This window comes from Bifidobacterium miconisargentati (genome assembly GCF_019331675.1).
In the GTDB taxonomy this organism is placed as follows: domain Bacteria; phylum Actinomycetota; class Actinomycetes; order Actinomycetales; family Bifidobacteriaceae; genus Bifidobacterium; species Bifidobacterium miconisargentati.
In genome coordinates this window covers 50,528-72,861 of record NZ_JAHBBJ010000010.1, presented here as the reverse complement: position 1 = coordinate 72,861, position 22,334 = coordinate 50,528, and the positions used below count along the sequence as shown (strand labels likewise).

Below are 22,334 nucleotides of genomic sequence, written 5' to 3'. Positions count from 1 at the left end.
AGCCATCATGACATTGTTCGCAGCGGAGATGCGCAAGATCTGGCGCCCGCTTCCCGTACTGATTCTCATCGCGATGGGTGCGTTGTGGACGTTCGTCGGCATCCTGCCGGCCTTCGACGACTACACCGCCACCGAGGCCTACGAGCCCGGCACCTCACTTGCCCTCACCGGCGAGCGACGGCTTATCAAGCGGTATGGCCCACTCACCGACAAAGCCACTATTGACAGGATGAAGGCCGATATTCCCCGTCTCGAAAAGCAGGTGACACGCGATATCCAAGCGCACCCGAACGAGGCCAAGACACTCAGAATCAACGATTTCGCCGGCTATGAGCGCTGGAACGACTCGATTGTTGGCAGAACGCCGTTCTACCCAACCAGTGCGCCCAATACTCGCACCGACGGCAAGACTTCGACCGGTGCGAGTACGGCTGAAAGCGCGGCCATCGCCGCCGCCAAACGGGCAAAGGACCCGATAGAGCACATGAGCGAGAAGCAGCAACGTGCCATGGGAGAGGCCGAACACATCATCCTCAGGGATTCCGAGGCGTTGCAGGATCTGTACAACATCAGCCTGCTGATGAGGCATTTCCCCATCACGCAGGCCGACGCGCAGCACAATCTGACCAATTCGGTGGAGATGCTGCGGTCCACCGCCAGCACCGATCATCCGATCACGGCATTGCAGAAACAGTTCGAACACGATTACCGGGCGGAGGCGGAAAACGGCTGGTCGGCCGCGATCTCCGGCGGATGCGCGACCACGGACATCACCGGCAAGACGGTCACGAACGAGACCGACGGCGAGTCGAACGGCAGCGGCGGGACCGGGACCGGTGATGCCGCCAACGGTGCGACAGACAGCACCGGGGACAACAAATCCAGCCCCGCGGGCGACAACGGCACCAATGACAACGGTTCCAGCGCGAGCGGGACTGGCGATACCGGTGCCGCGGACGCCAGTAGTTCCGAATCAACAAACGATAGCAACAACAGCGACACCGCAGACGACGCCCAGCTCGGCACCGGATGCGACCCGAATGACGCCTCGCTCGGTTCGCAGTCATACCGCGTGCCCGGCACGATGCCGAAGGCCGTGACCGAGCGGCTGGCCCGTTACGCCGCGGACCCCGGCCGATCCAGCTACATACAGTACAACGTGGTGGAAAAAACGTGGGCGTATGCGACCATGGTGGCCGTGTTCTCGGTGATCGCCTCCGCCGCGATGACCGTGCCGGTGATGGTGCGCGACCGCGGCCGTCGCATGACGCAACTGCAATGGGCGTCGCGTGCGGGCCGTGCCGGACAGCACGCGCGCGTGGCTGCGACGGCGGCCAGCTCGCTGATCATCGGCGTGACTTCGCTGGCCGTGTTCGGCATTCCGCTGACGGTGATGTTGCGCGACTTCCTTGCCGTGCCGGTGCTGAATCTCAGCTCTAATGCGGCTATCGCCGGAATCTCGCTCGAATACCTGTTTGGCGCGCCGATCGTGCCGTGGGCCTATTGGACGTTCGGGCAGTACTTGGCGATCATCAGCGCGACGGTGCTGGTGCTGACGCTGGCGGTCACGATGCTGGGCGCGTGGCTGTGCCGGTCGATGCGCTCGATCATCCGGATGCTGCTGGTGATGGTGCCGCTACTGTCCCTCGTGCTGCTGCCCTCACGGTTCATCTACTTCCAGAACATGTTCCTCATGGGCAACTGGTTCACGAACCGGCTGACCGTGCCGGGGTTGGAGGCGTGGATGCCGTTGGGCGTGCTGGCGCTGTCCGCGGCGGCTTGGGTGTTTTCGACGTTCCGGCTCAGTCGCCGCGAATTGTTGATGAGCTGACCGGCTGCGTCGGTTCTGCAGCCGGTATGAGCCACTGCCGACCGCTGTACATCAATGCCGGCCGACGCGAACCGTCACTAAGTATGCGGCCCGACCATGGCCTCGCATACTTAGTGAGGTTTTACAGAGCAAAACAGACACTATGTATGCGGATGCTTCGTTCAGCCGCATACATAGTGTCTGTTTCGTGGTTGTTCAGCAGTAGGAGGGCCGATAAGGAGTCACACCGATCGGGCTCCTCCCCTAGCGCCGTTCGATCTCCACACCCTTGGTGTTGATGGGCAGGTGCAGCACGCGCCAGTGCCCGGATGCCAGCTGAGTGGCGGCCACCTGGTCGATGGCCTCGCGTGCGTTGCCGTAGTGCAGCACGAGCACGCACGGGCCGGCACCGGAGACGGCGGCGGCGTAGCCCTTGGCACGGAACAACTCGATCAGTTCGGCGGACGGCGGCATCAGTGGCGTGCGATACGGCTGATGCAGTCGATCCTGCGTGGCCGTGAACAGCAGCGCATTGGCCTGCGCGGCCGCGGTGGCGAACGCGGCGGGAGTCACCTGACCGGCACCTGCGCCTGTGGAGTTTCCGCCCAGCGCATCGGCGCCACCCTGGGCCTCGGCCTGTGCCAGCACCACCGGATTCATCGCGGCCGGCAGCAGTCCCACACGGGACACGTTGTACACCGCGTCCTTATGAGGCACTTCCTTAGGCAGCGCCTGACGCGCCTTTTCGGTGGACAGCTCGTAGTCCGGCACGAACACGGCCGCGGTGATGGCCGGGTCGACCGGGTAGTTGACCGTGTGGAAGCCGCCATGCAGCGGTTCGCCGCCGGGGATGGCCACCGAGCCGACGCCTTCGGCGGTGGCGAAGTCCCAGGAGACGGTCAGGCCACCGAATACGGCCGGAGCCACGTTGTCCGGATGGCCTTCGATCTGCGCGGCCATGTCGAAGATGGCCGGACGGTTGAGCTCGCCGGGCTGGGCGAAGGCCGCGGCAGCCGCGATGCCGGCCACGATGGCCTCGGCGGAGGAACCCATGCCTCGGGCCTGCGGAATGTTGTTGGTGGCCTCGAGCGTGAAGCCGAGACGTCCCAGACCAAACGTGGCGCAGGCGCGGCGGAAGGTGGAGACCACCAGGTGGGTTTCGTCGCGCGGGAGCGTGTCCTCACCCTCGCCGTGGATGAACACGTGGGCGATGCCGTCGGCGGGGTCGGGATTGAGCGTGAAGGTGAGCTCGTCGTGGTAGTCGAGTGCCAAGCCCACGGTGTCGAAGCCGGAGCCGAGGTTGGCGGACGTGGCGGGCACGCGCACGCGCACCTGTGAACAGATTGGATTCATGGTTGTTCCTTAAAAAAACGAGCTCCCCTCAGCCTGCTCCGCAGCCGGCTCCTCTCAGAGAGGGGAGCCGAAACCACATACACAGGCTCCCCTCTGTGAGGACGTTGCCGTAAAGCAAACAGCAGAGCTGTTTGTAGGCAATGTGCGAGACGACAGTCGAGCCAACAACATGCGAACGAAGTTCGTCCGTAATTGCAGGACGAGCTGTCAGCGAAGCTGACTGAGGGGAGCTCCACGCTACCGGGAATCACACTGCGTGCGATGCCGTATTATGCTGCGACGCTCACTACTGTTGAAGCACGAAATCAGTCCAGCACGCGCAGGATGGACGGTTCGCCGGTCACGAAGTCGAGCGCCTGCACGGCCTTGACGGTCTCGCGCAGCGTCTCCTCGTCGGTCAGGTGGGTCACCACGCGCAGCTGCTGGATCTCGCCGTCATAGCCGGGGTCGGTCATGGTGGGCTTGAGGTCCTGATTCACGCCATTGATGGACACGCCGTTCTTGGCGAACTCGGCGGCGATGGCAGCCAGCACGCCCGGCTTGTCGTGGATGAGGAAGCGCACGGCGAACGCGGCCTTGGAGGCGTTGATCGGGGCCTTCTTCAGGTTCTTGTACAGCGGGATGGACGGACCGGTGCAGCCGGCGGCGATGTGACGGGCCTCGGTGACCACGTCGCCCACCACGGCGGAGGCGGTCGGGGCGCCACCGGCGCCACGGCCGTAGAACATGAGATCGTCGGCGGCCTCGGCCTTGACGAACACGGCGTTGAACGAACCGTGCACGGAGGCCAGCGGGTGGGTCTCCGGGATCAGGGCCGGGTAGACGCGGGCGGAAACGCCGGCCTCGCCGTTCTCGACCACGGCGAGCAGCTTGATGACCTTGCCCTCGGCGGTGGCGGCGGCGATGTCGTCGGCGGTGATCTTGGTGATGCCCTCGACGGACACGTCGTCGATGGTTACGGAGGTGTGGAAGCCGAGCGTGGCCATGATGGCGGCCTTGTTGGCGGCGTCGTAGCCCTCGATGTCGCCGGTCGGGTCGGCTTCGGCGTAGCCCTTGGCCTGGGCGTCCTTCAACACGTCATCGAACTGGAGGCCCTTGGTGGTCATCTCGTCGAGGATGTAGTTGGTGGTGCCGTTGACGATGCCGAGCATGCTGGTCACCTTGTCGCCCACGAGGGACTCACGCAGCGGGCGCAGGAACGGGATGGCGCCACCCACGGCAGCCTCGAAGTAGATGTCCACGCCCTTGGCTTCGGCCGCGGCGTAGATCTCCGGGCCGTACTTGGCCAGCAGCGCCTTGTTCGCGGTGACCACGGAGGCGCCGGACTCGATGGCGGCAAGCACGAACGTGCGGGCCACGGTGGTGCCGCCGATGAGCTCGACGACGATGTCCGCGTTGGTGGCCACGCTCATGGTGTCCGTGGTGACGATGGACTGGTCGATCCACGGGAACTGCTCGGTTTCCTTCGGATCCAGGCATGCCACGCCGGTCAGCTCGATCGGACGGCCGATGCGGGCGGACAGCTCGTCCTTCTGCTCGACGATGAGGCGGGCGGTCTGGGAGCCGACCGTGCCGGCGCCCAGCAGGCCTACGCGAATCGGGGTTTCGTTCTTTTCTGCCACTTGAGGGGTCCTTCCAAAGAGGTATTGCTCCACGGCCATTGTACGGATTGATTCCTACAGCGGCCGGGAATCGTCCATTCGACTTGCTTGCCTTTGCCGGTACCGGCTCACTCGCTCACGTCGAGGGCGAGCAGGTCATCGATGGTCTGGCGGCGCAGCATCACGTGCGCGCCGGACTCGCTCACGGCCACGACCGCCGGGATGAGCGCCTGGTTGTAGTTGGATGCCATCGTGCGGCCGTATGCGCCGGTGACCGGCACGGCCAGGATGTCGCCGCGCTTCAGGTCGGCGGGGAGCCTCACCTCGTGCACCACGATGTCGCCGGACTCGCAGTGCATGCCGCACACGCGGGCAAGCATCGTCTCGTCGGAACCTTCGCGGTTGGCGAGGCGCGCGGTGTAGTCGGCGCCGTACAGGGCCGGGCGGATGTTGTCGGACATGCCGCCGTCCACCGAGACGTACACACGCTCGCTGATCGGGTTGCCGGCGGAATCCTTGGCGTCGGACAGATGCACATGCTTGATGGTGCCCACGCGGTACAGCGTCACGCCGGCGGGGGCCACGATGTAGCGGCCGGGCTCGAAGCTGATGGCCGGGGCAGGCATGCCGAGCGCGCGGTTGGTGGCGGTCACGGCCTCGGCCAGGCGGGTGAGCTCCACGTCGATGTCCATCGAGTCCTCGCCGTCCGTGTAGGCCACGGAGTAGCCGCCGCCGAGGTCGATCTCCGGCAGGGTGAAGGCGTCGGTGGCGTACAGGGTCTTGCGCAGCAGCATCATGCGCTTGGCGGCCTGGATGAAGGCGGTCGCGTCGTGGATGTTGGAGCCGATGTGCGAGTGCGCGCCGACCAGTTCGAGTACGTCCTGGTTGGCCAGGATGGTCTTGAGCACGGCGATGGACGGACCGTCGGCGATGGCCGTCATGGCCTCGGCCAGCGCCTTGTCCTTATCGGAGACCTCTTCGTGGGAGAGGTCGTACGGGTACTTGACGTCGTACTGCAGCTGGCGTTCGTGATGTTCGGCCGGCTCGTTCGGCGCGGCAGCGGCTGCGGCGTTGGCGGCCGGCGCGATGCGCGCGTTCGTGACGGCCGGCGTCACGTCGGCGAGATTGTTCAGCACCGTGTCCAGCACGGAGGCGTCCGCACCGGACGGCAGCAGCGGCACGCCGAACTTCTGGTCCTCATGCGCGGTGGAGATGTACTCGTGGCCGCCGGCGTGGACGCCCACGGTGACGCGCAGCATCACGCGGGCGCGCTTGCCGAGCCTGCGGGCGATGGCGGCGATGCGCTCGGGCTCGTTCGGCTCGTCCACCACGATCTTGGCGAAGCCCTGCTCGATGGCGAGGGCGATCTCCTCGTCCGACTTGTTGTTGCCGTGCAGCACGAGGCGGCGGCCGGGTACGCCCGCGGCGAGGGCGATCTTCATCTCGCCCATCGTGCAGGTGTCCACCAGCATGCCTTCGGCGGTGACCAGGCGCACGATCTCCTTGGACAGGAACGCTTTGCCAGCGAAGCTCACATGCGTGGTGGAGTTGTTGAACGCCTTGGCCGCGGCGGACACGAAGTGGCGTGCGCGGGCGGCCACCTCGTCGGTGTCGATGAGGTAGAGCGGCGAGCCGAACTCGTCCAGGAGCGATTCGGCGGTGCGGCCGTGGAACGTGATGGCGCCGGTCGCAGGGTCAATGGCCGTGGCGGCCGGCCAAATCGGTGAAATAGGCATGATGCAGGTCCTTTTACTTGGACTACCCCTCAGTCACGCAGTGCGTGACAACTCCCCTGACAAGGGGAGCCGAGGGAAAAAGTCACATCTTCTCCGGAGCGGTGACGCCGAGCAGGTCGAGGCCGGCGGCGATCACGTCGCGCACGGCGTCGTTGAGCTTGAGGCGTGCGGCGGCGCGGGCGGGCTCCGGGGCCTTGGCGATGCGCGCGGCCTCGGCCTCGTCGCCACGGGTCTCCGGGTCGGTCAGCTCCATCGGCACCACGCGCTCGACGTTGTACCACTTGTGGTACGCGGCGGCCAGGTCCTCAAGGTAGTGGGCCACACGGTGCGGTGCACGGGCGTCGCCGGCCAGGGTCAGCAGGGCCGGCCACTGGGCGAGCGCGGCGAGCACCTCGCCGTCCGCCTCGGTGTCGAGCAGGCTCAGGTCGGCGCCCTCGTATGTGATGCCGGCGGCCTCGGCATTGCGGTCCACGTTACAGGAGCGGGCGTGTGCGTACTGCACGTAGTAGACCGGGTTGTCGTTGGAGTGGGAGGCAAGCAGGTTGAGGTCGATGTCCACCGGGGAGTTGTAGTCGGTGCGGGCCAGCGAGTAGCGGGAGGCGTCCGTGCCGATGGCCTCGACCAGGTCGTCGATGGTCACGACGTTGCCGGCGCGCTTCGACATGCGCACGGCCTTGCCGTCCTTCAGCACGTTGACCAGCTGGCCGATGAGGATCTGCATGTTCTCGCCGGGCTTGTCGCCGAAGGCGGCGCACATGGCCATCATGCGGCCGATGTAGCCGTGGTGGTCGGCGCCGAGCATGTAGATGGCCACGTCGGCCGGGTCGGTGGCGCGGTGGCGCTTGTTCCAGTAGTACGCGATGTCCGCGGCGAAGTACGCGAACTCGCCGTTGGACTTGATGATCACGCGGTCCTTGTCGTCGCCGTGCTTGGTGGATTCGAACCAGGTGGCGCCGTCCTTCTCGTAGATGTCACCGCGCTCGCGCAGTACCTCGATGGCGCGCTTGACCTCGCCGTCGGAGTACAGACTGTTCTCGTGGAACCACACGTCGAAGTGGACGCGGAAGTCCTTCATTGACTTGCGGATCTCGTCGAACATCATCGGCACGGCGCGCTTGCGGAACTCCTCGCGCACCTCGGAATCGGACTCGCCGATCGGCTCGCCGTCGGCGTTGAGGCCCTGGTCCTCATGCTGCAGCGCGGTGAGCTCCACGCCGTCGGCCTTGGCCTCGTCCTGGACGCGGCGGGCGATCTCGTCGATGTACGCGCCCTTGTAGCCGTCGAACGGGGTCTCGGTCTGGTAGCCGGCCTCGCCGAGGTCGTTGGCACGGGCCCAGGCGGCCACGAGCGACTTGGCGAAGCGGTTGATCTGCTCGCCATGGTCGTTGAAGTAGTATTCGCGCACCACCTTGGCGCCGTTGGCTTCGAGCACGCGGGCCATCGAGTCGCCGGTGGCTGCCCAGCGGGTGCCGCCGATATGGATCGGGCCGGTGGGGTTGGCGGAGACGAACTCGAGGTTCAGGGTCTTGCCGGACAGGTGGTCGTTGCGGCCGTAGGTGGAGATGCCGTGCTCGTCGGCGGGCGCGTTCAGCACTTGGTCCACCACGGCGGCGGCCGACGCGGAGTCAAGGGTGATGTTGATGAAGCCGGGGCCGGCCACTTCCACGGACTTGATGCCGTCGGCCTCGGCGAGCGCGGCGGCGAACGGTTCGGCCAGGTCGTGCGGCCTCATGCCGGCTTTCTTGGCCAGCTGCATGGCGATGTTGGAGGCCCAGTCGCCGTGGGCGCGGTCCTTCGGGCGCATGACGGCGAGCTTCTCGACGGGCGGGATCAGATCGTCGGTGAGGGTGCCGGCCTGACCGGCGGCAACGAGGTTGTGGGCAATCTTGGAAATCAGTTCACTTAAGGCTTCAGGACTCATTCTTTCAAGGATACCGGCAACGGTGACGTTTGCGGCGTGCGGGCCACCCTGTCCCGGCGGGCCTGGCTGAGCATACGACCCGATACATGCCGACTGACGGTATGTATATAGTGCAGGGCAGCACAGCATCCAGCCAAGGAAACATCATGACCAATCCGCAATCCACCCGTTCGCCGCTGCTCGGCCGCGACTTCATCCTGCTCGTCGCCGGACAGGGCATCTCGCTGTTCGGCAATCTCATGCTCCGTTTCGCGATGGCCATGTGGGTGCTGGACGAGACCGGTTCGGCCACCATATTCGGCTCCATTCTGGCGATTTCCGTGGTGCCGATGATCGTGCTCTCCCCCTTCGGCGGCGTGCTGGCCGACCGTGTGAACCGCCGCACCATCATGGTGGCGCTCGACGCCATCTCCGCCGTGCTGGTGCTGGCGAGCGCGCTCACGTTCGCCGCGGTGGGCTTCAGCATCGTGGCCATCACGGTGATGCAGGTGGCCCTGGCCGTGCTCGGTGCGTTCGAGACGCCGACCGTGCAGGCCACGCTCCCCCAGATGTTCCGCGATTACGGCCAAGGCACGTTGCGGCAGGCGATGGCCGTGGTCAATCAGGTTCAGCAGCTCGGCTCTCTGCTGCCGAGTTTCCTGGGCGGCGTGCTGTACGCGATGTTCGGCATCCGGCCGATGATGGTCGTCACCATCGTGAGTTTCGCCGCGGCGGCCGTTCTCGAATGCTTCATCCGTCTGGCCGCGCCCGACCGCGGCGATGAGGAGCTGCCCACGCCCCTCGAGGATCTCAAGGCCGGCATGCGGTTCCTGGTTAGGGACCGGCCGAACGTGTTCGCACTGCTGCTGTTCGCGGCCTCGCTGAATTTCGTGATCATCGGCAATTCGGCGGTGGGCTTCCCCTACGTCATCCGCACGGTGCTGGGCTTCGACGCCACGGTCTACGGCGTCGCGGACGGCTTGGTGGGCGTATCCGGCGTGGTGGGCGCGTTCGTCGCCGGGCTGTTCGCGGCGAAGCTCACGATGCGCGGGTTCCCCTTTGCGATGGTGGGGTTGACGGTGTCGCTCCTGCCGCAGGGCATCGTGTTCCTGCTGCCGGTGTCCGCCTGGGTGAAGCTCGTGGTGCTGGTGGGCTTCACGTTCGGCACGATGGTGGCGAGCTGCTTCTCGAACCTCATCGCCGTGCCGACCATCCAGCTCAGCACGCCGGACGCCATGACCGGCAAGGTGATGGCGATGGTGGCGGCGGTGAGCATGTGCGCGCAGCCGCTCGGCCAAATGGCCTATGGCTGGGCGTTCGACCAGCTGCCCGTGGCCGCGGTGCTGTTGGCCTCGGCCGGATTGCTGGCATTGGGTACCGTAGTGTCCGTGCCGCTGTCCAGGCGGTTCGAGGCATAACAAAACCGGCCTCCCCTCTAGGAAAGCCGGTTGCGATGTCGTCAGTTAGCCTCAGTCACGCGGGGCGCGGGCCGAATCAGTCGAAATCGGCGCCCAACGCCTCGAGCTTGCCGCGGAAGTCCGCATAGCCACGGTCGATGAGCGAGATGCCGTGCACATCGGACGGGCCGGAGGCGGCCAGCGCGGCGATCAGGTGCGAGAAGCCGCCACGCAGATCCGGCACGTCGATGTCGCGGCCGGTCAGCGGGGTCGGTCCGAAGATCACGGCCGAATGCTTGTAGTTGCGCTGCTGGAAGCGGCAGGGCAGGGATCCCAGGCACTCGCGGTACAGCTGGATCGTGGCGCCCATCTGCACGAGCGGCTTGGTGAAGCCGAAACGGTTCTCGTAGACAGTCTCGTGCACGATCGACAGGCCGTTGGCCTGGGTGAGGGCCACCACGAGCGGCTGCTGCCAGTCGGTCATGAAGCCGGGGTGCACATCCGTCTCGATGGCCACGGGCTTCAGGTCCCCGCCCGGATGCCAGAAGCGGATGCCCTTGTCGGTCACTTCGAACTTGCCGCCCACCTTGCGGAACACGTTGAGGAAGGTCATCATCTCCGGCTGGGTGGCGCCCTTGACGAAGATGTCGCCGCGCGTGGCGAGTGCCGCGGCGGCCCAGGAGGCGGCTTCGATGCGGTCGGTCAGCGAGGTGTGCGTGAAGCCCTGCAGCTCCTTGACGCCCTCGATGCGGAACGTGCGGTCCACGTCCACGGAGATGATCGCGCCCATCTTCTGCAGCACGGCCACGAGATCCATGATTTCCGGCTCGATGGCCGCGCCGGACAGCTCGGTCTTGCCTTCGGCGAGCACGGCGGCCAGCAGCGTCTGCTCGGTGGCGCCCACGGACGGGTACGGCAGGTGGATCTTCGCGCCGTGCAGACCGTTCGGGGCGGTGATGTGGATGCCGTCCTTATGCTCCTTGTCCACCGTGGCGCCGAGCTTGCGCAGGGTCTCCAGGTGGAAGTCGATGGGTCGGCCGCCGATCGCGCAGCCGCCGAGCGCCGGGATGAACGCCTCGCCCAGGCGGTGCACCAGCGGGCCGGAGAACAGGATCGGGATGCGGGAGGAGCCGGACAGCGTGTCCACGTCCGCCACGTCCGCCAGCTGCACGTGCGAGGCGTCGATGGTCACGATGCCCTCCGCGCCGTTGACGTCCACGCTCACGCCATGCAGGCGCAGCAGGTCGGAGACCACGTGCACGTCGCGGATCTCCGGCACGTTCTTCAGGACCGACTTGCCCGGTGCCAGCAACGCGGCCACCATGGCCTTGCTGACGAAGTTCTTCGCGCCACGCACCTTGATGGTGCCGTTCAGCGGCTTGCCGCCCTCAACATGCAGCACATCGTTCGGATTCTCAGCCACGCCAACTCTCCCATTCCTCATCCGGTTCGGCGAAACACTATCGTCCAGTCTGCCATAACCCATGTGCGCACATGGTGAAAGGCGACATGAATGCGCTCCCAGCAGAGCAATCGCCCGTAATGCCGCCGACCGGCATCATTCGTTGGTACAGTGGCCTGTGGAGGGCCGGCCGAAGCGGACCGGGCCGCCAGGTGGGGCCAAGCCGCGCGAACCGCGCATCACAGGCTCCGCCGCACGCAGGTCACGCCAATACCTGACACCTGCCACAAGCAAAGGAGCATTTATGACCACCGTCGCCGTCATCGGCTGCACGCACGCCGGCACGTTCGCCGCCACTTCGATTCTCGCCGAGCACCCTGATTGGACCGTTCACGTCTTCGAGCGCAACGGCACGCTGTCCTTCCTGTCCTGCGGCATCGCGCTGTGGGTGGGCGACCATGTGTCCGACCCGAAGAAGATGTTCTACTCCTCCCCCGAGGCGCTGGCGCAGGCGGGCGCGACCATGCACATGCGCACCGACGTGACGTCCGTGGACCTTGGCGCCAAGACCCTCACCTACCGCGCGCTGGAGTCGGACGGCACCGATTCGCCCGACGAGCAGACGCTCGCGTTCGACAAGCTCGTGGTGACCACCGGCTCCCGTCCGGTGATTCCGCCGATTCCGGGCATCGACAGCCCACATGTGCTGCTGTGCAAGAACTGGGACCACGCCATCGCCATCAAGGAGAAGGCGAAGACCGCCAAGTCCGCGGTGGTGATCGGCTCGGGCTACATCGGCGCCGAAATCGCCGAGCAGTTCAGCCTCACGGGCGTCAAGACCACGTTGGTGGACGGACTGGACCGCCCGCTGGCCAACAACTTCGACAAGGCCATCACCGACCAGGTGGCCGCCGCGTTCGAGGAGCACGGAGTGACGCTGGCGCTAGGCCAGAAGGTGGTGGAGTTCCGCGACAATCCGGACAACACCGTCACCGTGGTCACCGAGAAGGGCGAGTACACGGCCGAAATGGCGATTCTGGCGGTCGGATTCCTGCCGAACACCGACCTGCTCAAGGGCAAGGTGGACATGCTGCCGAACGGCGCGATCGTAGTGGACGACTACATGCAGGCCTCTGTGCCGGACGTGTACGCCGCCGGCGATTCGGCCACCGTGTTCTACAACCCCACCGGCAAGCACGACTACATCCCGCTGGCCACCAACGCCGTGCGCCAGGGCCTGCTCGTGGGCCGCAACATCGAGACGCCGACCGTGAAGTACATGGGCACGCAGGCCACCTCCGCCGTGCAGCTGTACGACCTGTCGCTGGCCGCCTCCGGTCTGACGAAGGCCGGCGCCGAGCGCCGAGGCCTCACGGTGCGGGAGACCGAGCTCGTGGACGACTACCGTCCGGACTTCATGCTCACCACCACGCCGGTCACCTCGATCCTGACGTGGGATCCGGAGACCCGCCAGGTCAAGGGCGGACAGTTCTGCTCCAAGGCGGACATCTCCGGCGCCGCGAACGTGATCTCCATGGCCATCCAGGCCGGTTTCACCGTGGATCAGCTGGCCAATGTGGACTTCCTGTTCCAGCCGAACTTCGACAAGCCCGTGTATTACGTGGGCGCCGTGGCCATGAAGGCCGCCGCGGAGTGATTCCGATTCCAAAAATGACGGGAATCCTGCCCCGGTAAGGTGTTCCGCCACCGGTAAGGCGCGTCTTCCGTACAAGGCTCTTTTCCTGGTGCGGCGGACACACCCATGGCGTTACTTTTCGCGAAATGAGGCCATAGTTCGTGAAAAAGGCACGCTGAGCGCTCGTCAGCGTTACCTTTTCACGAAACATGGGTTTATTTCGAAAATAGTAACGCTGACAAGTGCACGGCGATAGTCGCTAGCTACTGCAAGACCTATACGACTTCAAGGAACTTAAAGACTCACCTTGATCTTGTGGGCGAGTTCGGCGTCCCACATGGCACCGGTGGCGGACATCACCGAATCCGCGCCGGCCTTCTTGTACGCCGCGTAATCGGCGGGCGAGACCACGCCGCCCACGCCGTTGATGGCGAAATCGAGGCCGGTCTTCTCGCGGATGGCGGCGAGACGGGCCACCATGTCAAGGCCGGCGCCGCGAATCGCATTGCCGCACACGCCGGAACGGTCACGGCCCGCGCCGGGCAGGGCTTGGTTGCCGTCCTTGTCCACAAGGCGCGCGGAGATCGTGTTGATGGTGCTGAAGCCCTGCACGGTGCCGCGGCCCACAGTGGAACGCACCATGAGCTCAAGGTCATCGTCGCTGGGGATATACGCGAGCTTGATCATCAGCGGTGTATCGCCGATTGCCTGCTTCACGGCCTCGGTGATGCGGCCTACGAGCAGCGGATTGTGGCACAGGAGACGGTTGTGTCCTTCGTTCGGGCAGCTGGTGTTCATCACCATCAGCTTTGCGCCGGTCTCCTTGATCAGACGGGCCGTGGTGGCGTGGTCGGCGATGTAGTCGTCCTCGCTCATGCCCTCCACACGTGAGCCCTGGAAGCTCGGCACCAGCACTTGGCCCGGGCCGGCCGCGGCAATGGCGGCCTTCATGTCCGGCTGCCAGACATCCGGGTCCTGCGAGGGCACGCCGAAGCTGTTGGAGATGGAGATGGGCAGATCATAGTTGGTGTCCGCCAGCACGCCTTCGTCGAGTTCAGCGCTGCCGGGGGTCAGCGAGCCGTCCGCCGACTTGGGATGCACGGCCAGCACGTTCGGGAACGGGTTGCAGCCCCATGCGCGCGAGCGCACGGTCTTGTAGGTGGCCAAGTCGAAGCCCATGCGGAAGGCCGCCGTGGTGTAGCGGCTGTTGAGCAGCGGACCGGCGGGGATGCCGAACGCCAGGTTGACCGGCTGACCGAGGAACGTCTCGGTCTGGGCGGCCGCGGAGGCGGAATCAGCCGAGGCGGCTGAAGCGGCGCCATCCTCTGCCAGCGCCTGCGCGAACGCCCCGAACGGGCCTTGCGCGTAATTGTCCTCGTAAGTGCGGTTCACATCGTAGAAAGGCTCGAAATCACTCATGACTCAACCATAAAACACACCGCGCCAACGGCTCACCGCCATCCCGCTATTGCGTCGCGCGCGAACCGGCTCACCCGACAAATCGCCCCCACCATCGCGGCGACGCAGACTGACGCACCCGAGCTGGCCCCATGAGCCCCGATCGTCACCCCATCATCGCGCCGATGAAGGAGACGATCGCGACGACGGCGTTGAGCACCACGAACGCGATGAACGCAGGCGAGGTCCAGCCGGCGTAGGTGTCCGGGATGGAGCGGTTCTCACGGCGGTATTGCGCGAGACTGCGGCCGTAGAGCACCAGCACGATCGCCGAGCCGATCACGCCCGCCAGCGCGAGGATGATCGAATACACCAGATAGCCGTTGTCGCTGAGCTGGCCGGCGAACAGCGTATCGATCACGCCGGAGAGGATCGCGTTGTTGAAGATGTGTAGCGCGATGGACCAGACCAACGAATATTCCATCGCCACGAAGCCCAGAATCAGGCCGAACAGGAAGGCAAACGTGCCCTGCACCACGTCGTCGTGGAAGAGGCCGAAGGCGAGCGCGGAGGTGAAGATCGCGAAGTTCTTGCCCAGCGGCTTGAGCTCCTTCATGAGCACCCCGCGGAACATCACCTCCTCGCAGATCGGCCCGACGAGACCGATGTACAGCCACATGCTCACCGTCACGGCGGATTCGTTGATGCTTTCGGACGTGGGCGAGACCAAATCGACGCCGCCCATCGACAGCAGCATCTGCACCAGCGAGACGCTGCCCTGCACGCCCAGTCCGAGCACGATGAACACGAGGAACCATTGCGGGCGCATACGTCCGCCGCCGTATCGGCTTACGCGGCCGCGCTGGTTGGGCTCGCCGTACGTGTCCAGATGCGGCCCGCCGAGCCAGAATTCGCGGGTGAGGATGTCACGGTGACGCATGAGCAGCAGGAACCCGAACGCCACGGCCACGGAAATCAGGCTGATGATGCCGTCGTCGCTGGAGTAGGTACCTCTGCCGGAAGCGAAAAGTCCGGTGGCGGCGGCCATGGCCACGATGGCGGCGGCGATGATCGCGCCCGCGTACATCATGCCTTCATAGGCGAAGGTCAGGCCCACCGCGCGACCGACCACTTTTCGCCGCCAAGTGCGCCACGCCTGCCGCGGGTCGACGGGAATCGCCGGAGGCACCGGCGTCACCGGACGAGGCGGGTAGGGCTGGTACGTCTGATACGCCGGATACGGGTATTGAGGGCGATACTGCGGCTGATATGGATTCTGCTGGTACTGGGACTGTGGCGGGTATTGCCCCGCATACTGCTGCGCATATGGTTGATATTGCGGATACTGAGGCGGGTACTGTTGCGGCATTGGCGGCGGCGCAGGCTGGCTGGGTTGCGACGGGCCCGATGCCGGCACCGATGAATACTGCGTCGTCGGATTGGGCCTGCCGGACCGATTTCCGTTCGGCTGATTCGGCTGGTTCACATCGTTCATGCTCATGCGCCCCAACCTATCCGCCGTAACTGAACGAATCGTGAGGATGTCCACAAATGTCGACGAACATGCGGGGTCGCCAGGATGGCCAAGGCCGTGCGGAATATCCGGCCACCCATGCGACGAGCCGGTAGGATGGGCACCATGGGCATTGAGAAGGGGACGCCGGTGCTGGCGGCCGCGGTGGACAACGATCGCATGGCACTGCTGGCGTTGAAGGGGATTCTGCCGCAACTGCTGCCGTCCGCGCAATGGCTGTGGGGCGTGGGCAATGCGGACGAGGCCGTGGCCAAGGCGCTCAATCCGGAGACACGGCCCCGACTGCTGCTGGTGGATATGTCGCTTGATGAGGCGACCGGCGTAAGCGTCTGCCGTAAGATCCGCATGCGCACTGACCGTGTGATGCTGCTTGGCATCACCGCGTTCTCGGTGGATACGTTTGCAGAGCGTCTCGCGGCCGCCGGTGCGCAGGGCATCGTATCGAAGGCCGACATCCCGCAGTTGGCCAAGGCATTGCGCACAGTGGCCGCCGGCGGCACGTTCGTCCCGAATTCCGTGGCATCAGTGACGTTCCGAACGGCAGCCGACGCGCATCGTCTGCTGCTGGATAATGGTACGACGGCATCGATTGGCAACGGCATGGCCAACGCAGGCGCAGAGGACGCCGGGCATCGCGCCGCCAAATTGGGAGCTAAGGAGTCCGAAACCCTGCATCTTCTTTCCCGAGGCCTGACGTACGACCAGATCGCCGCCCAGTGGGGCGTGGCAGCCTCCACCGTCCGCACCCACGCCCACCGAGCCGTAGACAAACTAGGAGCCCACTCCCTGGCCCACGCCATTGCATTGTGGCTCAATCAGTGATCAATGGAATCCGCGCGCTGAGGATCCATGTGCCGTCCTGGTGGCTGGTGTTGAGCGTGCCGCCGAGCGATTCGATGGTCGTACGCTGCAGGGCAAGTCCGTCTCCGCGTCCGTGACCGTGCACGAGCGTGCGCCGTTCGTCGGCGAGCGCGTTGACTTCGCTGACAGCGACGCAGTCGCGGCTTATGTCGATGAACAGGCTGTACGCGGGCTCGTCGCCTGCTTCGGCTCCGCTACCGGCCGACGTTTCGGCCCCGCCATCCGGCTCGCCGGCCGCCACGGACATCGCGCAATGCCGCACGATGTTCGCGTAAACCTCCTCCAGCAATCCCATCGTCGCGCGACGTACGGGTTCAGGCACCTGCGCATCCGGCATGATGTTGAGCCGGCTCACGCCCGCAAGCCCCAGCATGCCCATCGCACGGTCCTGGTCCTCCACGTATTTCTCCACGATCACGTCGAAAGAATCACGGGAAACCTGCGACGCAACATCCACATCATCCACCGAGCCCGACGCACGCAATTCCCCCAAATCACGCTTGCCGTTGAGCACGTCGATGACCTCATGCACCCGGTCCAGCGCGTGGTGCGACCGCGCGTAGATCGCGTCCAGCAGCTCATCCAGTTCCTCGTCGTTCTCCACTCCTTTGGCCCGCCAGGAGAGCATCGCGATGGTGGACATGTCGTTGGCCACCGAATCGTGGATCATGTGGGCCAGTTCCTGTTCGCGGGTCACGCGGCCCAGCAGCCGTTCGGCGCGTGCGGCACGCTCCCCCGCGGCGGCGGTCCGACGGAACGCGGCGCTGCATACGGTCAGGAATCCCAGAATCATGAAATCCAGCATCAGTGTGGCCACAAATATGATGACCGGATACTGCGGCAACGCCACGCTCGCATCCGCCGGAATCATGACACCAGCCTCCGTCGAAGCCTGCCAGTTGATGTCGTTGAGCGAAGCCACCACACTCCGAATCACGATGCCACCCAGCGAACCGAATCCGAACCACGCGCACCCGGCCGCATCAAGCACCGAGAATCCGGCCGGCAGCGCGACCGCGGCCCACCGTGGCATCACGTACCCGATGGCCAGGAACCACGCGGTCAAAGCGACCTCTCCGGTCGTCCACACGCTCCAATTCGGCAGGGCGCCGGCAATCAGGCACAGCACCGGACCGGCCACGCACAACACGCGCGGCGCGAACGGCAGCGCGGCCACCAGCACCAGCCAGACAAGCGCGCACAGCATCTGCATGGGACCACTTGGCGGCACGGCGACCATCGCCACCACCTGCACCACATCCACCACGATGCCGGTCTTCTCCAGAAAATGCGGTTCCCGCCACCAGTCGAGCACATGCCGGGCGGACCGACGCATCAGCGATCGCGCATCGCCGACATCGCCAGTGTTCTTCATCATCGCCGCATCCTTCCTTCACCATCGCATCCCATGAAGCGACTGTGTTCCGCTAGCAAATCGCGAACGTTATCACTGAGGCATCGCGCCGGACCCCGGCTGTACCGCGGCACCCACGGACCGGGCGGGTACGACGTTCGGCTGCGGATTCGGCCGTTTGCCATCCGCCATTCCATCGATCGCCGCGCTCATGACGCCGCCCGCCCGGACGGTCGAACCGCACGCCGCGGGGATCGCTGGGCCCGATCATCAGCACGACCGACGCCAGCCCGGACAGCAGGTACATGCCGAAGAACGCCAGCATGCCCGCGACCAAGCCCTGCCCGATGGCCGTATCGGAGCCACCGCCGGACACTCCCGCGGCGATGATCACGACGAACAGCGTGAACACCGCGGCGACCTGCAGCATCGTGGGCAGTAGCAGCCACCATCCACGGCGGTTCTCGTCGTGCAGGCGACGGATGGACAGCGAGATGGTCGGCACGAGCATCGCCAGTTGTGCGATTATCGTCGCGTTGCTGATGAAGTCCTCCAACGGCGAGCTGAGCGTGGACGGATCCTCAGCACCGCTCAGCCCGATGGCGAGCCCTATGCCGTACGCCGCCGCGCCCAGCACGCCGGACAACAACAGGGTGAACAACCAAACCCACCAATATTCGCTGCGTGAGGCGCGGCCATGGTAGATGAACGTCTTGCGGAAGCATCGTGTGACGGCCCGCCAGAAGCCGATGCCGTACCACGGGGCCCACAGCGGCGGTTCGTCGCGCAGCCGCCATTGCTTGCCGTGCTGTGATGGCTGTGGCGGCAGTTGCGGCGACGACTGCAACGGCTGCGGATTCGCCGTCACATACGGGTTCGGCGCCTCATACGGATTCGCCGTCGTGTACGGGTTCGGCGTCACATACGGATTCGGTGAGACACCCGGAGCTTCATATGCCTGATGCCACGCCTGATCGGCTTGTGGATTCGGTTCGGGATTGCCCATCATGCTTCCTTCCTTGTGATGACTCCACTCAACCGCATCAGGACCGGTTCGTCCAGCCGGCAGCCGCGCCCGTCAACATCTGTGTACCGCTCCCCGCAGAGCATAATCGCGTCGGATACAGTGGGGGTTACGGATTGACGGCAGCAGCCCAGGGGAGCCAAGAATAAAGGCTGTCGGCCTTGGAATACCGGAGCATTGGCGAAGACTCTGTTAAACCAAGATTGACATGAGCCCATGTCTGACTACCCCTCAGTCGGCTCCGCCGACAGCTCGTCCTGCAATTGAGGACGAACTTCGTTCGCAGTCTGTTGGCTCGACTGTCGTCTCGCACATTGCCTGCAAACAGCTCCGCTGTTTGCTTCACGGCGATGTCCTGACAAGGGAAGCCAAGAATAAAGGACCCATGTCAATCTTGGTCGGACAGAGCATTGGCGAAAGGGGACGCGATGAACGCGCAACAGGAATCCGAGGAATCCGGCTGGCGGCCGTTGCCACCGCGCGTATGCACGGTGTGGCTCATCAACGAGGCGATCCACTGCGCCATCTGGCTGGCGGTCTGCGCCGTGGTCGCAATCGTATGCATGACGAATGGCTGGTGGGGATTCTGGCAGCGGCTCATCGTGGCGCTGGCCGTGGCCTATGCGGTGCTGGACCTCGCCACCCAACCGCTGCAGACCAAGTATCTGTATGCCTTCACGCGGTTCCGCATCGGCGAACGAGACCTCGCCACCCGCAAAGGTTGGCTGTTCCGCCGCTCCACCACCACGCCATATACGCGCGTGCAGCACGTGGACACCAAGCAGAACCCGGTGCAGCGGCATTTCGGCTTGACCACAGTGGTGGTGCACACGGCCGCCGACGAGCATGAGATCGCCGCACTGGACACCGACGAGGCGGAGCGCATGGTGGCGCTCATCACCGAGCGCGTGGCCGAAGCGAAGGACGACCTGTGATGGCGGGCGGCGGATACGGCGTTCCTTCGCGCGTGGGAGATCCCGTCGTTGCGGGCGATGCCATCGAGACCAATGACGATACACACGGCACCGTGGATCATACCGTAGATACCACGGACAACGCCACGGGTAGTGCCGGCGCCAGCACAATCGATCCTGACACCAGCACCAGCACCAACACCAACACCAACACCAACACCAACACCAACACCAACACCAACACCAGTCTCCCCCGCAATCGGCCCCACGGCAACAATCGGCCCGGCGATGACCGCTTCGGCGACGACTGGCGCATGCTGCACCCGGCCGGACTCATCGTGGCGACGGTCTCCTCGGTGCGCGGCATCATCGGTCTGTTCATCACGTTCCTGGTGATCCTGCGACGTCATCTGAGCGTCCCGATGATCGCGCTGGCCTTGGCGTCAGCCATCGTGGTCGTGCTCATCCCGCCCGTCATCGAATGGCTGACCACCCGCTACCGTCTGGGTGATGACGGGCTGTCCTTCAAGTCGGGCCTGTTCTTCCGCAAGCACCGGACCATCAGTTACGGCTCGATTCATGCCATCAACAGTTCGTCGCCGGTGTATCTGCAGCCGTTCGGCGTGGTGCGGCTCACCGTTTCGGCGGCCGGCGCGGCGGATACGGATATCCGATTGGACGCGGTGCCGGCGACGCTGCAACTGGAGTTGGAGAGCCGACGCGCGCAGGCCCGCACAGGACGGGCGGCGAACATTGGTAGTCTTCAAATTCCACACGACGCTCGACAAGCCGTCAATACCGCCACCGCCGACACCACCGTCAACGGCATCACCGACGGTTCCTCGGACCTGCCTATGCCCGGCACTCCCGGAGACAACGTTCGCACGGAGGCGCTCCCGCCAAACCACGGCACCGGATACGACCCGACCTACACGGCCAGCCCCATCGCGTGCATGGGCAAGCCCGCGGCACCTGCGGACCTACGCAGCCAAGCTCCGGTGTTCCGTGCCTCGGTGAAGGACATCCTGCTGTTCGCCGTCACCGATATCGGATTCCTGGCCGCCGCGTTCGTGGTGTACGGCTTCGTGCAACAGGTGCAGGAAATCGTGCCGCAAAGCTGGGTGCGCGATGCCGAACGGTCGGTGAGCGCCGTGGCGGCCAGTGGTCTGCTTTCGATTGTGCTGGCGGTACTGGCCTGCATGATGCTGCTCATGCTGGTGAGCATCGTGACTTCGTTGCTGCGATTCTATGGTTTCGAGGTGTGGCGTCGCGGCGACGATCTGGTGGTGGTGCGCGGCCTGTTCACGCGCCGCACATCCACGATTCCGGTCAGTCGTATCCAGACGGTGATTGTCCGGCAGTCGCTGTTGCGTCGGCCATTCGGCCTGTGTTCGGTGGGGTTGGGGCTGAGTTCCTCGGCCACCGGCGGGAACGAGGAAGGAGCCATTTCGGCGTCGCGTATCCTGCCGGTGATCGGCACGCGCCGGGTCTATGACGTGCTGCACGCGATGCTGCCGGAGTGGGACATGCGCGAACCGGTCGTGCGGGCCGGAACATACGGTTCGGTTGTACAGACCGCCGGCGCGTCCGTCGGCCCGGACGGCGGTGTTCACACAGCGCGGGCCGCGCGGCGGCCGAAGCCGGAGTCTGCGACAGGTCCGGTCATCCGGTACACCGGCCGCGGGTTGCTCCGTTATTACCTCACGATGCCGGTGATGATTACGTTGGCGGTGACGGCGCTGGTCTGGCTCGGCTCGGATGCCGACGCGGCGCCGGCTTTCCGCGCGGCGGCCGCGATTCCGGGATCGGGATGGCCATGGTGGCTCATAATCGCGCCTATTGCCATCGGCTTGTGGTGGGCCGGCGGACGATGGCTGAAGTCACGCGAGGAGGGGTATGCGCTGCTGCCGGATGCGGCGTACGGCAATAACGATGGCATCCATGCCAGCGACGGTGATACCGCTGCCTCAAATGGCGCGGACAGCCGGGCTGCATCAGAATCCACATCCCATGGCACGCATGTTCCCTCATATGGTTGCGGAACGGACGGCCAGATGGTCACGCCGAAAAACCGGATCGTAGTGACCGGCGCGACCCGGCTCGCACGGTATACGGCCATAACCACGAGGTCGCGCGTGCAGTCGATTACGCGGTCCACCACGTTGTGGCGGGAGCCACGCGGCATCGAGCGGGTCCAGATGTCCCTGTTCGTGATGAACGACATCGATTCGCTGCGGTTCATGTTCCTGCGGCGTGCCGATGCCGATGCGCTGGAGCGGTGGATGGAGGGATAAGCCCTGTCCGCAGCGCAAGACCGACAGGTTTCGGGCGCAGATTGCCCTCTCAGCGGCCGTTTCCTGCTAGGAATGCCACTCTCCTAGCACATTCCGGACGCAAATCGTCTGTTCAGCGTC

15 protein-coding genes are annotated in these 22,334 nt (G+C 65.1%); 6 read left to right on the top strand and 9 right to left on the bottom strand.

The window, feature by feature from the left end; genetic code table 11:
* Nucleotides 1–7 precede the first annotated feature (7 nt).
* Complete coding sequence (locus tag KIH81_RS07480) at nt 8–1,831, top strand: hypothetical protein (protein WP_214304795.1); 1,824 nt, start codon at nt 8–10, stop codon at nt 1,829–1,831.
* Nucleotides 1,832–2,074: 243 nt separating this feature from the next.
* Here the strand turns inward: KIH81_RS07480 and KIH81_RS07475 are convergent, their stop codons facing one another.
* The 4 genes from KIH81_RS07475 to argS all read right to left on the bottom strand — a co-directional run bounded on the left by KIH81_RS07475 (nt 2,075) and on the right by argS (nt 8,421).
* Nucleotides 2,075–3,163, bottom strand: a complete 1,089-nt coding sequence (locus tag KIH81_RS07475; protein ID WP_214304794.1) for a homoserine kinase — start codon at nt 3,161–3,163, stop codon at nt 2,075–2,077.
* A gap of 305 nt (nt 3,164–3,468) precedes the next feature.
* Nucleotides 3,469–4,785, bottom strand: coding sequence for a homoserine dehydrogenase (locus tag KIH81_RS07470; protein ID WP_214304793.1), 1,317 nt, complete (start codon nt 4,783–4,785; stop codon nt 3,469–3,471).
* A gap of 107 nt (nt 4,786–4,892) precedes the next feature.
* Complete coding sequence (locus tag KIH81_RS07465) at nt 4,893–6,500, bottom strand: diaminopimelate decarboxylase family protein (RefSeq protein ID WP_214304792.1); 1,608 nt, start codon at nt 6,498–6,500, stop codon at nt 4,893–4,895.
* Nucleotides 6,501–6,582: 82 nt separating this feature from the next.
* Nucleotides 6,583–8,421: an arginine--tRNA ligase gene (argS, locus tag KIH81_RS07460; protein WP_214304791.1), complete on the bottom strand. Its 1,839-nt coding sequence runs from the start codon at nt 8,419–8,421 to the stop codon at nt 6,583–6,585.
* Between the two features lie 146 nt (nt 8,422–8,567).
* Between argS and KIH81_RS07455 the strand changes: the two genes are divergently transcribed.
* Nucleotides 8,568–9,818 carry an MFS transporter gene (locus KIH81_RS07455; RefSeq protein ID WP_214304790.1) on the top strand — a complete coding sequence of 417 codons (1,251 nt, stop codon included), beginning with the start codon at nt 8,568–8,570 and terminating at the stop codon, nt 9,816–9,818.
* Nucleotides 9,819–9,894: 76 nt separating this feature from the next.
* On the opposite strand, the gene murA is transcribed toward KIH81_RS07455, so the two are convergent.
* Nucleotides 9,895–11,220: a UDP-N-acetylglucosamine 1-carboxyvinyltransferase gene (gene murA / locus KIH81_RS07450; RefSeq protein WP_109056779.1), complete on the bottom strand. Its 1,326-nt coding sequence runs from the start codon at nt 11,218–11,220 to the stop codon at nt 9,895–9,897.
* Nucleotides 11,221–11,503: 283 nt separating this feature from the next.
* On the opposite strand from murA, the gene KIH81_RS07445 reads away from it, so the two are divergent.
* Nucleotides 11,504–12,856 carry an FAD-dependent oxidoreductase gene (locus KIH81_RS07445; RefSeq protein ID WP_214304789.1) on the top strand — a complete coding sequence of 451 codons (1,353 nt, stop codon included), beginning with the start codon at nt 11,504–11,506 and terminating at the stop codon, nt 12,854–12,856.
* Nucleotides 12,857–13,129: 273 nt separating this feature from the next.
* Here the strand turns inward: KIH81_RS07445 and KIH81_RS07440 are convergent, their stop codons facing one another.
* Complete coding sequence (locus KIH81_RS07440) at nt 13,130–14,254, bottom strand: beta/alpha barrel domain-containing protein (RefSeq protein ID WP_214304788.1); 1,125 nt, start codon at nt 14,252–14,254, stop codon at nt 13,130–13,132.
* A 145-nt stretch (nt 14,255–14,399) separates the two neighbouring features.
* Complete coding sequence (locus KIH81_RS07435) at nt 14,400–15,422, bottom strand: CPBP family intramembrane glutamic endopeptidase (RefSeq protein WP_420829136.1); 1,023 nt, start codon at nt 15,420–15,422, stop codon at nt 14,400–14,402.
* Between the two features lie 450 nt (nt 15,423–15,872).
* On the opposite strand from KIH81_RS07435, the gene KIH81_RS07430 reads away from it, so the two are divergent.
* On the top strand, nt 15,873–16,589 hold the full coding sequence (locus KIH81_RS07430) for a response regulator transcription factor (RefSeq protein WP_214304787.1): 717 nt from the start codon (nt 15,873–15,875) through the stop codon (nt 16,587–16,589).
* Here KIH81_RS07430 and KIH81_RS07425 read toward each other — a convergent pair.
* Complete coding sequence (locus tag KIH81_RS07425) at nt 16,579–18,006, bottom strand: histidine kinase dimerization/phosphoacceptor domain-containing protein (RefSeq protein WP_214304786.1); 1,428 nt, start codon at nt 18,004–18,006, stop codon at nt 16,579–16,581. The genes KIH81_RS07430 and KIH81_RS07425 overlap by 11 nt on opposite strands.
* Nucleotides 18,007–18,055: 49 nt before the next feature.
* Nucleotides 18,056–18,991: a DUF805 domain-containing protein gene (locus KIH81_RS07420; protein ID WP_214304785.1), complete on the bottom strand. Its 936-nt coding sequence runs from the start codon at nt 18,989–18,991 to the stop codon at nt 18,056–18,058.
* Nucleotides 18,992–19,434: 443 nt separating this feature from the next.
* Here KIH81_RS07420 and KIH81_RS07415 point away from each other — a divergent pair, with 443 nt between their 5' ends.
* The gene (locus KIH81_RS07415) at nt 19,435–19,941 is read left to right on the top strand and encodes a PH domain-containing protein (RefSeq protein WP_214304784.1); all 507 of its coding nucleotides are present in this window, start codon (nt 19,435–19,437) and stop codon (nt 19,939–19,941) included.
* Nucleotides 19,941–22,214, top strand: a complete 2,274-nt coding sequence (locus tag KIH81_RS07410) for a PH domain-containing protein (RefSeq protein ID WP_214304783.1) — start codon at nt 19,941–19,943, stop codon at nt 22,212–22,214. The genes KIH81_RS07415 and KIH81_RS07410 overlap by 1 nt, the downstream gene beginning before the upstream one ends.
* Nucleotides 22,215–22,334 lie beyond the last annotated feature (120 nt).